Origin of the sequence: Streptomyces poriticola, from assembly GCF_036689765.1 — a bacterium.
In the GTDB taxonomy this organism is placed as follows: domain Bacteria; phylum Actinomycetota; class Actinomycetes; order Streptomycetales; family Streptomycetaceae; genus Streptomyces; species Streptomyces poriticola.
The window spans coordinates 215,070-227,298 of record NZ_JBAGKH010000002.1 but is presented as its reverse complement, the minus strand read 5'-3'; the positions used below and the strand labels follow the sequence as shown (position 1 = coordinate 227,298).

The window sequence follows — 12,229 nt, the reverse complement described above, 5'->3', positions numbered from 1 at the left end:
ATGCGTCATCGTTCTACGGCCGACGCGGGCACCGGGCAGGCCGCGGCGCCTCCCGGACACACGCTCAGTCAGATCTCGGAAACCTACGTCGATGTCTCCGGCACGGTCACGCGGATCTCCGGAGGTCACCGGTCGGTGGCTGCCCCTTCCCAGGGGCGGCCCCGCCGGTTGGCCGAGCCGCACGTACTGTCCTCCCGGGGCGTGTCTCCCTCACGTGTCCTGCTCGGCCCAGACCGTCTTGCCGCCGGGGGCGTACCGCGTGCCCCAGCGCCGGGTGAGCTGGGCGACCAGGAGAAGTCCGCGTCCGCCCTCGTCGAACGCACGGGACCGTTTCATGTGCGGTGTGGTGCTGCTCGCGTCGGACACCTCGCACATGAGCACGGAGTCGCGGATCAGGCGCAGCGCAAGCGGGGGGCGGGCGTAGCGGATCGCGTTGGTGACCAGCTCGCTGGCCACGAGTTCCGTGGTGAACGTCAGCTCCTGAAGCCCCCATGCCGTCAGCTGCTCGGTGACGAGGTGCCGGACCCGCGCCACTTCGGCGGGATCGGCCGCGACGTCCCAGGTGGCGATGCGGGAAGGGGGGAGTGCCCGGGTGCGTGCCAGGAGGAGGACCGCGTCGTCCTGCTGCTCTCCCGGCGAGAGGCCGTGCAGCACTCTGTCGCAAAGGCCTTCGAGTGAGGTCACGGGACCGGTGAGCAGGTCGCCGAGCAGCCGCAGTCCGTCGTCGAGGTCTCGGCCTCCGGAGCACGGAATTCCGTCGGTGAAGAACGCGACAACGCTGCCTCGGGGCAGCTCGACGGTGTGACTCTCGAAGGGTAGCCCGCCGACGCCCAGCGGCGGACCGCTCGGCAGGTCCGGGAAGCGCACCGTGCCGTCCGGGAGGACGACGGCCGGCACGGGATGCCCGGCGCGGGCCAGGGTGCAGTACCGGGACACCGGGTCGTACACCGCGTAGAGGCAGGTGGCCCCGGCGACCGGGGTGTGCTGTGCCGGTGTCCCGTGGCCGGTGGCGTCCTCCTCCTCGTCGAGGCGGAGAACGAGGTCGTCGAGATGGGTCAGCAGTTCGTCCGGGGGGATGTCGATGTCCGCCAGGGTCAGCGCGGCCGTGCGCAGCCGGCCCATGGTCGCGGAAGCCTGGATGCCGTGCCCCACGACGTCTCCCACCATCAGCCCCACGCGTGCCCCCGAGAGGGGGATGACGTCGAACCAGTCGCCTCCGACGCCCGCGCTCGACTCGGCCGGAACGTAGCGGGTGGCGACGTCCGCCGCCGAGAGCCGTACACGGTGGCGCGGGAGCAGGCTGTGCTGCAGGGCCAGGGACGTTCTGCGTTCGCGCGCGTAGCGGCGGGCGTTGTCGACGGCGAGCGCGGCCCGGGTGGTGATCTCCCGTGCGAGCAGGATGTCGTCGGTGTCGAACACGTCGGGGGTGCGATGGCGCATGCAGTGGACGACGCCGAGGAGCGTTCCGCGGGCGATGAGCGGTGCCGTGATGAGGGAGTGGACGCGGTGGTGCCCCAGGATCGCCGCGTAGCGGGAATCGCTGCCGACCCAGCGCCGGACATCCCGGTCGTCGGCCCAGTGCGCCGACGGGGCGTCGGCCTGCAGGGCGCGCGCCATGGGCGACATCGGGTGGTAGCGGCACGGCTGACCGGGCCGCACCGCGGACTCGGGGCAGCCCTCCAGGACGGAGCTCTGCGCGACGCGCAGCAGCGGCGGCTCGCCGTGCCGGGCCGGGGAGACGCCCGACCGCAGCACGTCCTCGAAGAGATCGACGGCGGCGAAGTCGGAGAAGTGGCCGATGGCCACCTCGGTCAGCTCACGCGCGGTCTCGGACACGTCCAGGGAGGTGCCCAGACGGACACTCGCGGTGTTCATGACCGCGAGCCGCTGCCGGGTGCGGTACTGACCGGTGATGTCGAGGGCGGAGGCGGAGGCCCGACGCGCATGCGGGGGCGGCGAGCCGCCGGCCAGGCGGGAGAGCGCGACCGGCAGGCCGGTCAGCGACGTGATGACGGCGTCGGCTTCCTTCAGGTTGTCCCCGTCGGGGGCCGGTGGCGCCTCCCCGCGCAGCATCCACACGGTGCGAAGCCCCGCTCGGGCTGCTCCTCGGACATCGGTGTCGAGCCGGTTGCCGACGTGCACGGCCCGCTCGGCCGGGACCCCGAGCCTGTCGAGTACGGTGCGGAAGGCCGCCGCGGCGGGCTTCTCGGCGGAGTCGACCCCGCCGAGGACGACGGCGCCGAACAGCGGGGCCAGGCCGTCGCGTCGCAGGGCGTCCCGCACCTGGGGCGGTGAGTTGGAGAGGATGCCGAGTCGGTAGTCGTCGGCCAGTTCCCAGAGCACCGGTGCCACGTCGGGATAGAGCGACTCGACGGGATAGGCCCAGTGCCTGGCGATGTGGGCGCGCAGCAGACCGATGTCGCGGTCCCGGAGGAATCTGCGGGCGAACGCCGTGCGCAGGCCGGCCCCGCGCCCGCGCTCGGCCTCGTACAGCGACCAGAACGCGCTCTCGTCGAACTCGCCCGCCAGTTCGTGGACCGCGCGGTAGAGCGCTTCGACGAAGCGCTCGTCGTCGTAGATCGAGCCCCCGATGTCGAAGACCACCGCGTCGACAGGACCGACCCGCGTGCCGTCGCCGGGCACGCCGTGGCCTGCGGTGGCGTCGACGTCCACGCTGAGCCTCCCGGGCACGGGCCGCTCCCGCTCACCACCATCGTGGCACCGCGCCCTCCGGCACGCGAACCGCCCCGGCGGGAGCAGGGCACTCCCGCCGGCGCGGTCCCGTCACGGTGTCCGGGCCGCCGGCCGGCCGCGGCCGGCGAGTACCTCCGGGTTGGCGCAGTGCGCGGGCGGTTCGCCCCGCAGGTGCCGGATCGTCTCCGCGGCGCAGATCCGGGCCGCCTGGTGGGCGGTCTGCTTGCTGGCGCCCGCGAGGTGGGGTGTCATCACGATGCCGGGGGTGCGCAGCAGCCGTGAACCCGGCGGGAGGGGTTCCTCCGGGAAGACGTCGAAGGCGGCGGCGAAGAGGTGTCCTCGGTCGAGGGCGTCGCAGACCGCGTCGTAGTCCAGCAGCCCGCCCCGCGCGCAGTTGACGATCACGGAGCCGGGAGCCATGGCCGCGATCTGCTCCGCGCCGATCATGCCGCGGTTCTCCGCCGTCAGCCGGGCGTGCAGGGACAGCACCCGGGACCGCGCCAGCAGCTCGTCCAGGCTCACGTTCCGCACCTCGGGCGCCCCGGTGGGAAGCAGGTACGGGTCGTGGACGAGGACGTCGGCGCCGAATCCGCCGAGGATGCGGGCGACGCGGTGTCCGATGGCGCCGTAGCCGACGAGCCCCACGGTGGTGCCCGCCAGCTCCATGCCGACCTCGTCGTACTGGTAGTAGTCGCCGCGCCACACGCTGCGGGCCAGTTCCTGGTGGGTGTGGGGGATGCGGCGCAGCGCGGCCAGCAGCAGGGCGACGGTGTGCTCGGCCGTCGCGGTGGCGTTGCGGCCCGGGGCGAACGTCACCGCGACACCGTGTTCCGTGGCGGCCTTCAGGCTGGCGTTGACCGGTCCGCCGCGGCCCACGGCGAACAGCTCGAGGTCGGGGCAGGCCTCCAGGACCCGGCGGGTGAGCGGCGCCATCTGGGTCACACAGACCCGTGCGCCCTGCAGGGCCTCGATGAGCTGTTCCTCCGTGCCCGAGGCCTCGTGCACCTCGGCGACGTCGCCGAACGGTTCGAGGGGCCAGGGCAGGTGCAGTTCGCGGATCTCCAGTTCCCCGCGGGGCCCGTCGTGCTCGGCGCGCAGCGCGTCGGCGAGCAGGCCGCTGTGGACGAAGTGGTCGCCTGCGGCGAGAATCCTGACGGTCACGGGGTCTCCTCCTCGGGTCCGGCGTCCGGGGCCGGGAAGTCGCCGAACGCCTCGGCGGGGGTGTTGAACTGCAGCAGCGCCGCCCTGTCCGTGCCGTGGAAGCGCAGTTCGGTGATGGCGCAGTTGCGCATGAGGGGGAACAGGCGCCGGTACTCCGACAGCGGGACTCCCGTCAGACGGCAGAGGAGCAGGCGGTTCAGGGTGCTGTGGCCGACGATCAGGACCCTGCCGTCCGGGTGGAGGCGGTGGATCTCCCGCAGGCATGCCATGCCCCGTTCCACCGCGTCGGCGGGGCGCTCGCCGTCCGGCAGGTGGTGGAGCGACGGGTCGGTGTGGAAGGCGGCGAGCCGCTCGGGGAACACGTCCTGCATGTCGGCGGTGGTGAGTCCCTCGCCCCGCCCGAAGTCGATCTCCCGCAGGCGGGGGTCCTCCCGCGGCTCCAGCCCGGTGGCCTCGGCGACCGGCCGGGCCGTGTCGCGGGCCCGCAGCAGCGGCGAGACCCACAGGGCGTCCGGCCGTGCGTGCTTGGTCCACGCGGCGAGCTGCTCGGCCTGTTCGCGTCCGCGCGGGGTGAGCGGGATGTCGCTGCGGCCCGTGTAGCGGTTCTCGGCGTGCCAGATCGTCTCCGCGTGGCGGACGAGTACGAGATCGGTCACAGGTGGGCTCTCCTTCGTGCGTGCCGGGCGACGGCGGTGGGCAGCCAGCCGCGCTCTTCCAGTGCGTCGACCAGCTCGAGATGGCTCTCCAGCAGGCGCCGCGTGCGCTCGGGCCGCGGTTCGACCACGGCGCGCAGCCGCACCATGTCGCGGGCGGTGGTGCTGAGGGGGGTGCTGGTACCCGCGCGGGCGAGGACGGCCATGCCGAGCGCGGCCTCGGCGTTGTCCGGCAGCCCGAGGGGCCGGGCGAGGACGTCGGCGCGCAGCTGGCACCAGTAGCGGCTGCGGGCCCCGCCGCCGGTGAGGGTCACCGGTCCGTCCAGGGGGGCGCCGAGCAGTCCGAGGTAGTCGAAGCAGAGACGCTCGACGAACGCGACGCCCTGCAGCAGCGAGGCGTGGTAGTCGGCCTCCGGGGCGCGGTGCCGGGCACCCAGGGTGAAGCCCTCGGCCTCCGGGGCGAGGAAGGGGAAGCGCTCTCCCCTGGACGCGAGTGGATAGGTCACCAGGCTGGACGGCTCGTACCGCTGGGCCCTGGCGTCCAGCGTCGCCAGGTTCCTTCCGGGGAAGGCGCGGGAGAGGACTCCGGCACCGGTGCTGGAGGCCCCGCCCGGCAGCCAGTTCCCGTCCGGGGCGCGGTGCGAGTACACGACGCCCAGGGGGTCGCGCAGTCGCCGGGCGGTCACGCCCTTGAGGACGAGCGTGGTCCCCAGCACGGAGTTCCAGGCGCCGGGCTCCAGGGCACCGGCACTGATCTGGGCCGCGCAGCCGTCGGTCATGCCGGCGACCAGCGGGGTGCCTTCGGGGATGCCGGTGCTCTCGGCGGCCTCCGCGCACACGGCGCCGAGCGCTGTGCCGGGTCGTACGGCCTTCGGCAGCAGCCCCGCGGGGATCCGCAGGTCCTCGAGGAGCGCGGTGGGCCAGGCCTCGTGCTCCAGGTCGTAGCCCGTCTTGAGAGCGTGGCTGGAGTCCGTGGCCACCGGGCCGCCGGTGAGCCGAGCCCCGATGTAGTCGGCCTGGTGGAGGAGTCGGGCTCCGGCGGGGAGGCGGGGGTGGTGGCCGAGCAGCCAGAGCAGCTTCGGCAGTGCCCAGGAGGGCTGCGGCCGGTGACCGAGCCGTTCCCACAGGTCGGCACCCGCCTCGGCGGCCCGGGGGGCCTCCTCGACCGCGCGGGAGTCGTCGTACATCAGGCCCGGCGTGAGGGGGCGCCCGGTGCGGTCGGCGAGCAGGATCGTGCCCGAGGTCGCGCACACGGCGACACCGCGCACCGAGGCACCGGGGACCCCGTCGAGCGCCTGGCGGCACGCCGTGCGCACGGCGCTCCACCAGTGCTCGGGGTCCTGTTCGTGCCGGGGGCCGTTCCGGTGGCTCCGCAGTCGCCCGGCGCCGGAGCCGTGCGTTGCGCCTGCGGCGTCGACGGCGAGCACACGGACGCTCTGGGTGCCCAGGTCGATGCCCAGCCATACCTCGGGTCGCGCGTTCGGCTCAGCCATGCGGGTCTCCGAGGGAGTCCGGGCCGGCCGGGCGGGGCGCCGCGCCCGGGCCCCGCGGGGAGTCGGCGAGAAGCTGCCAGCCCTCGGCGGACGGGCCGCGTAGGGCGAGGAACGTGTCGAAGAGGGACTTGTAGAAGCCGCTCCGCTCCGCATCCGGTTCGTCGGCCGTCCGGATCCGCACGTACCTGCGGGCGGCGGTGGCGAGGTCGGGTTCCTCGCCGAGGCTCACCAGGCCGCTCAGGAAGGCGCCCTTGGCGCCGACCTCGCTGTCCGTCGACCGCACGGTGCGCAGCCCGGTGACGTCGGCGATGAGCCCGCACCAGGCGTCGCTGGCCGCGCCACCGCCGCAGAGGCGCAGTTCGCCGGTCGCGGCGCCGGAGGCGGTCAGACAGTCGCGGATCACCATGGTGAGTCCTTCGAGGACCGCTCGGGCGATGTCGCAGGACTGGTGGTCCAGGCTCATCCCCCAGAACGTGCCGCGGGCCCGCGGGTCGAGGAAGGGCGCCCGTTCCCCGGCCGGGGAGAGGTACGGGAGGAAGACCAGGCCGCGGGCGCCGGGCGGGCTCTGGACGGCGAGTTCGCCGAGTTCGGCCGGTGTGCTCAGGCCCAGGGTCCGCACGGCCCAGGCGATGACCTCGGTTCCCGCGAGGGTGGGGAAGGCACGCAGTGCGTGTCCGGCGGAGCCGACGGCGATGGTCAGCCCCGACGGCGTGCCCCCGGTGTCCGGTCCCTCCCGCACCACTTCGGTGCACAGGGTGGTGCCGAGGATCGTGCAGGCCTGGCCCGGCGTGGTGGCGCCGACGCCGATCGCCGTCGAGACGACGTCGTACGGGGCCATCACCACGGGCAGCCCGGCCGGCAGCCCCAGCTCCGCGGCGGCCCGGCCGGTGAGCTCCCCGACCCGGTGGCCGTCGTCCCGGACCGGCGGCAGCAGCCGCTCCGCCCAGTCCAGACCGAACAGCGAGCGGATCCCGGGGGAGTAGCGCCGGGTTCGGGGGTCGAGGAAGGGGGCCGAGGCGTCCGACTCGTCGACGGCCGTCAGGCCGGTGAGGCGCAGGAACAGCCAGCCTCCGCAGTACAGGGAGGCGGACGAGCGCGCCAGCCGGTCCGGGTCGTGTTCGGCCAGCCAGGCGAGGACGGCGTTGGGGAGGCCCGGGAACGTCAGCGACCCCGTGAGGCGGAAGGCCTCCTCCAGCACTCCGGAGGCCCGCCAGCTCTCGACGACCGGAGCGGCGCGCCCGTCCGACCACAGGATCGCGGGCCCGGTCGGGGCGCCGTCGCGGTCGACGAGCCAGCAGCCGTCGCCCTGTGCCGTGAAGGCGATGAACCGCACGCCGTCCGCGGCATGGCGCCGGGCGGACCGGATGGTGGCCGCAACGGCTTCCCACACCGCGGTCATGTCCTGTTCGGCCCAGCCGTGGCGCGGACGGGAGACGGAGGTGGCCTGGCGTGCGACGGCCACCTCGTTGCCCTCGTCGTCCAGGACAACGGTCTTGATCATGGATGTGCCGACGTCTACCGCAAGCACGGACATCGGGATGGCTCCTTGTCTCAGCGCACCGCTGAGTGAGGGGGACGCGTGGACCGCGGTGCGGCCCGGCGTCTCCGGTGGGCAGGTGTGCTTCCCACCCCTCCAGCTTGACGTGCCGGACGGGCGTTCGGCGGGTGGCGGTCCGGTCGGGCCCGGGCGGGCCTGCCGGGGGCCGGAGGGCGTGCCTCCGTGCGGCCGTTGCCACGCGGTGGGGAGGGCGGGGCCGGCCCCCTCACCCGCGCCCGTGCGAGACCCGCGACCGCCGGGCGACCGAGTCCAGTGCCACCGCGAGGAGCAGGACGGCTCCGGTGACGGCGAAGCGGTAGGCGGAGTTGAGGCTGAGCAGTGTCAGACCACTGGAGATGGACTGGATGACCGTGATGCCGAGAAGGGCCGAGAAGGCCGTTCCCCTGCCGCCGAAGAGACTCGCGCCGCCGATGACCGCGGCGGCGATGGCGTTGAGGTTCACGTCGCCCCCGCCGCTGCTCTGGTTCGCCGAGGCCAGGCGGGCGGCGGCGAGCACCCCGCCGAGCGCGGCCAGGGTGGTGCAGGTGACCAGGGCGCCCGTGTACACCCTCCGGACGTTGATGCCGGCCCGGCGCGCCGCCTCGGCGTTGCCGCCGACGGCGTACAGGGCCCGGCCCCACCGGGTGCGGGTGAGGATGTAGTGGGCGGTGATCACGAGGGCGGCGAAGGCGACGTACATCCAGCCGATGCCCCTGGCGCGGTTCAGGTACCAGACTCCGCACTCCAGCAGTGCCAGCAGGGCACCCGACCGGAGGGCGATCAGCCGCAGCGGCCGGGCGGACAGGCCCGCCAGGGTGCGCTCCCGGGCCCGGGCGAGGCCGCTGGCGAGGTAGCCCGCCGCCGCGCCCAGGGCCAGCAGGTAGGACAGCCACGCGGGGACGTAGGCCGTCTGCGCGAAGTGGACCAGGGCGGAGTCGAAGGGGATGTTGATCGAACCGCGCTCGCCCAGGATGCCGAGCTGGATGCCGAGGAAGCCGAGCAGCCCGGCCAGGGTGATCACGAAGGTGGGCACCCCGAGCCTGTTGTACACCTGCGCGTAGAACCAGCCGATCAGCGCTCCGGCGGTGAGTGCGGCGAGCACGGCCACCGGCCACGGCAGGCCCTGGTTGACGAACATGACCGCCATCGCGGCGGCGGCCAGGCCGCTGACCGAGCCCACGGAGAGGTCGATCTGGCCCACCAGCAGGACGCAGACCACGCCCAGGGCCATGACGCCGACGGGCACGCTCTCCATGGCGAGGTTGCCCAGGTTGGCGCTGGAGAGGAAGGTGGGGTTGGCCGTGTGGAGCACCGTCCAGATGACGATCAGTCCGGCGACCACGGGGAAGACGCCCAGGTCTCCGGAGCGGAAGCGGTCGGCGAGTCCGCGGGCGGTTCCCCGGACCCCGGTGTGGACGCGCAGGCGTTCGTCACGCAGGTCGACGGCGACGGGCCGCACGTCGGTCGTGGTGTTGCTCATGGGGTCACCTCTCCGGTGCGGGCGGGGGCCAGGGCGGCGGAGCGGTTCGCGGCCCTGCGGGCCACGGCGTTGTCGGTGGCTCCGGTGATCGCCGCGACCACTTCCTCCGCGGTCACGGAACGCACGTCGAAGAAGCCGTTGTTGCGGCCGAGACGCAGCACCGCCACCCGGTCCGCGACCGCTTTGACGTCGGACATGTTGTGGCTGATCATGATCACGCCGAGGCCGCGCTCGCGGAGGCGCTCGATCAGGTTGAGGACCTCGGCGGTCTGGGCGACGCCGAGGGCCGCGGTGGGCTCGTCGAGAATGATCACCTCGGGGTCGCCCAGGAGGGACCGCGCGATCGCGATGGTCTGGCGCTGGCCCCCCGACAGCGAGGCGACCGGGGTGTGGAGGCTGGGAATCTTCGCGGAGAGCTGCCCCAGGAGCTCCCACGACCGGGTCTCCATCGCGACCTCGGCGAGCCGGTGGGGGCGCACCTCCCGGCCGAGGAAGAGGTTCTGGATGACGTTGAGGTTCTCGCACAGCGCGAGGTCCTGGTAGACGGTGGCGATGCCCAGTCTCTGGGCGGCACTCGGGTTGGGAAGGGCGACCGGGTGCCCCTGGAAGGAGATGGTGCCGCCTGCGTCCGGTGCGTGGACGCCGGCCAGCACCTTCACCAGGGTGGACTTGCCGGCCCCGTTGTCCCCGACCAGCGCCACGATCTCGCCGGCGTGGACGTCGAGGTCGATGCCGGTGAGGGCGGCGACCGCGCCGAAGGTCTTGCTGATCCCGCGCAGGGACAGCACGGGCGCCGGGACGCCCCCGCTCCCGGCGGCTGAGGATGTGGGCATGAGCCTGCCTCGCTTGGGTCTGGGGCCGCCGGCCCGCTCCGGGGAGCGGCCCGGCGGAACCCCTGGGTGACTGGCGGAACCCTCGGGTGAGGGGATGACGGGTGGCTAGTTGATGCCGGCCTCGCGGCAGGCCGCGGCGTAGGCGGGCGTGCAGACCTCGGACACCTCGAAGGGCCCGTTCTCGATCAAGGTGGCGGCGAGGTTGTCGATGGTGACCACCGTCGGCTCGAACAGCCGAGCGGGGGTGCCGAAGAGAGACGACTCCGCGGCGGGGGTCTTGCCCTGCGCGAACTGGTGGGCGATCTCCGCGGCGGCCTCTGCCACGGTCTTGATGGGCTTGGAGATGGTGTTGTACTGCTCGCCCGCAACGATGCGCTGTGCGGCGGCGAGCTCGGCGTCGTTGCCGGTGACGGGCGGCACCGTGGCGACGCCCGCGGCCTTGAAGGCGGCGATCGTGCCGCCCGCCGTGCCGTCGTTGGCCGCGACCACGCCCGCGATCCCGCCCTTGTGCTGCGTGATCTTGGAGCTGACCCAGTTCTGTGCCTTGGTGGGGTCCCAGCCGGGGGTGTCGTACTCGTCGAGCAGCTCCAGCCCGCTCGGGTCGACGGCCTTGTGGATGCCCTTCTTGATGAGGCCCGCCGCGGCGTCGGTGGGGGAGCCGTTCACCTGGAGCAGGCCGCCCTTGGCGCCGGTCTTCTTCAGGTGGTCCACGAGGGACTGCGCGATGGTCCGGCCGATCTTCTCGTTGTCGAACGAGACGTAGTAGTCGGCCCTGCCGCCGGGGATGGGACGGTCGTAGGCGATGACGGGCACGTCCTGCGCCTGGGCCCTGCTGACGATGGTGACCGCGGCGGCCGAGTCGACCGGGTCGACCACCAGAGCCTTGACGCCCTGGGCGAGCGCGGAGTCGGCCTGTCTCTGCTGGGTCGCGGGGTCGGCCTTCGCGTTGGCGTACACCACCTCGCACTCCGCGCAGAGGGAGGCCAGCTTCGCCTCGAACAGCGGCTTGTCGAAGAGCTCGTAGCGGGTGGAGGCGATGTCCGGCATCAGGAAGGCGATCTTCATCTTCTCCGGGCCGGAGCTCGCCGTGCCGCTGCCGCACGCGGTGAGGGCGGTGAGAGCGGCGAGCGCCGTCACACCGGTGGCCGCCTTCAGGGCGTGGTGCTTGAACATCGGATTCTCCTTCGCCGCCGCCGGAGCGGCTGAGGCGTGGCCGGGACGCGGCTCGCGGGATGCGGGGCCGCGGTGTGCGGGACGCGCGGGAGCGGTGCCGTCGGCCCGGACCTGGTGGATGAGGAGCCCGCATGGCTGGACCGGTTCCTGACGCGTTCGTGGAGCGGAGGGACCGACTGCCTCGGGAGGGTCCGGTGTTCGACGGCTCCGCCCTGCGGGTTGCGTGAAATCTAACTCCAGAGATGTTAAATCTGACAAGCCTGATGGGGTTTTCTGTTACATCTTCGCAATCCACTTCACCGCTTCGCGTCCTCGATGCGCGCGGCGACAGGTACCTTGAGGTGCATGGATGACAAAAGGCCCGTCGAGGTGGAGGGCAACGACCGGTCCGGTCTCGGCCTGAGCGAGCGGCGTGAAGTGATACGTCATGAGGTGCTCCGGCAGGGCTTCACACGGATCGACGACCTCGCCCGGGTGCTCCAGGTCAGCGTGATGACGGTGCACCGCGACCTGGACGCCCTGGCCGAGGAGGGATGGCTCACCAAGGTCCGGGGCGGTGCGACGGCCAACCCCTCCGCCCTTCAGCAGGCGGGCGTACGCGAACGCACGGCGGCGCTCAACGCGGAGAAGGAGGCCATCGCCGCCGTCGCCGCCGAATCGCTCCACCGCGGGCAGACCGTCTTCGTCGACGAGAGCACCACGGCTCTCGCACTGCAGCCCCACCTGGCCGCGGCGGCGCCGCTCACGGTGGTGACCAACTTCTTCCCTCTCGTACGGGCCCTGGGCGCCGTCAAGGGCATCGACGTGGTCGCACTCGGCGGCCGCTACTTCCCCCTCCAGGAGGCGTGCTTCGGCTACCAGACCGCACAGGCCATCCGGCACCTGCGGGCGGACCTGCTGTTCATGTCCACCACCGCGGTCAGCGCCGGCGCCTGTTACCACAGGTCCGAAGCGACCATCGAGGTCAAGCGGACCTTCATGGAGTGCGCCGAACGCTCGGTCCTGCTGGTCGACCACGCCAAGTTCGGCCGCCGCGCCCCCTATCTGCTCGCGTCCCTCGACGCCTTCGACCAGATCGTCACCGACGCGGGCGTCGACGACGAGGAGATCGCGACGCTGCGGGAGGGGGGCGCCCGGGTCCGCATCGCCCCGGTGGGCCGCGGATAGCGTCCACGCGCCGCCGCGGGCGAGCGGGTGCGTCGCTG

Annotated in this window: 9 protein-coding genes; 1 reads left to right on the top strand and 8 read right to left on the bottom strand. The window is 73.1% G+C overall.

The window, feature by feature from the left end:
* Positions 1-210: 210 nt before the first annotated feature.
* The 8 genes from V5O46_RS03695 to V5O46_RS03660 all read right to left on the bottom strand — a co-directional run bounded on the left by V5O46_RS03695 (position 211) and on the right by V5O46_RS03660 (position 11,024).
* Entirely contained in the window at positions 211-2,691 is a 2,481-nt protein-coding gene (locus V5O46_RS03695; protein WP_332882931.1) for a SpoIIE family protein phosphatase, read from the bottom strand.
* A 93-nt stretch (positions 2,692-2,784) separates the two neighbouring features.
* Positions 2,785-3,855, bottom strand: coding sequence for a 2-hydroxyacid dehydrogenase (locus tag V5O46_RS03690; RefSeq protein WP_332882930.1), 1,071 nt, complete (start codon positions 3,853-3,855; stop codon positions 2,785-2,787).
* On the bottom strand, positions 3,852-4,511 hold the full coding sequence (locus tag V5O46_RS03685; protein WP_332882929.1) for a histidine phosphatase family protein: 660 nt from the start codon (positions 4,509-4,511) through the stop codon (positions 3,852-3,854). Before V5O46_RS03685 ends, V5O46_RS03690 begins: the two co-directional genes overlap by 4 nt.
* Positions 4,508-6,001, bottom strand: coding sequence for an FGGY-family carbohydrate kinase (locus V5O46_RS03680; protein WP_332882928.1), 1,494 nt, complete (start codon positions 5,999-6,001; stop codon positions 4,508-4,510). Before V5O46_RS03680 ends, V5O46_RS03685 begins: the two co-directional genes overlap by 4 nt.
* Positions 5,994-7,535 (bottom strand): FGGY-family carbohydrate kinase, encoded by a 1,542-nt coding sequence (locus tag V5O46_RS03675; protein ID WP_332882927.1) that lies wholly within the window; start codon positions 7,533-7,535, stop codon positions 5,994-5,996. Before V5O46_RS03675 ends, V5O46_RS03680 begins: the two co-directional genes overlap by 8 nt.
* A 229-nt stretch (positions 7,536-7,764) precedes the next feature.
* Complete coding sequence (locus tag V5O46_RS03670; protein WP_332882926.1) at positions 7,765-9,018, bottom strand: sugar ABC transporter permease; 1,254 nt, start codon at positions 9,016-9,018, stop codon at positions 7,765-7,767.
* Complete coding sequence (locus V5O46_RS03665) at positions 9,015-9,851, bottom strand: ATP-binding cassette domain-containing protein (protein WP_332882925.1); 837 nt, start codon at positions 9,849-9,851, stop codon at positions 9,015-9,017. Before V5O46_RS03665 ends, V5O46_RS03670 begins: the two co-directional genes overlap by 4 nt.
* 105 nt (positions 9,852-9,956) lie before the next feature.
* Positions 9,957-11,024 (bottom strand): ABC transporter substrate-binding protein, encoded by a 1,068-nt coding sequence (locus V5O46_RS03660; protein ID WP_332882924.1) that lies wholly within the window; start codon positions 11,022-11,024, stop codon positions 9,957-9,959.
* A gap of 345 nt (positions 11,025-11,369) precedes the next feature.
* Between V5O46_RS03660 and V5O46_RS03655 the strand changes: the two genes are divergently transcribed.
* A complete protein-coding gene (locus tag V5O46_RS03655) occupies positions 11,370-12,191 on the top strand; it encodes a DeoR/GlpR family DNA-binding transcription regulator (protein ID WP_332882923.1) in 822 nt (273 codons plus the stop codon).
* Positions 12,192-12,229 lie beyond the last annotated feature (38 nt).

Bases quoted from the DNA above. Each gene is read 5' to 3' on its own strand.
- V5O46_RS03680 (WP_332882928.1), bottom strand. From the start codon at position 6,001: ATGGCTGAGCCGAACGCGCGACCCGAGGTATGGCTGGGCATCGACCTG.
- V5O46_RS03665 (WP_332882925.1), bottom strand. From the start codon at position 9,851: ATGCCCACATCCTCAGCCGCCGGGAGCGGGGGCGTCCCGGCGCCCGTG.
- V5O46_RS03670 (WP_332882926.1), bottom strand. From the start codon at position 9,018: ATGAGCAACACCACGACCGACGTGCGGCCCGTCGCCGTCGACCTGCGT.
- V5O46_RS03655 (WP_332882923.1), top strand. From the start codon at position 11,370: ATGGATGACAAAAGGCCCGTCGAGGTGGAGGGCAACGACCGGTCCGGT.
- V5O46_RS03675 (WP_332882927.1), bottom strand. From the start codon at position 7,535: ATGTCCGTGCTTGCGGTAGACGTCGGCACATCCATGATCAAGACCGTT.
- V5O46_RS03660 (WP_332882924.1), bottom strand. From the start codon at position 11,024: ATGTTCAAGCACCACGCCCTGAAGGCGGCCACCGGTGTGACGGCGCTC.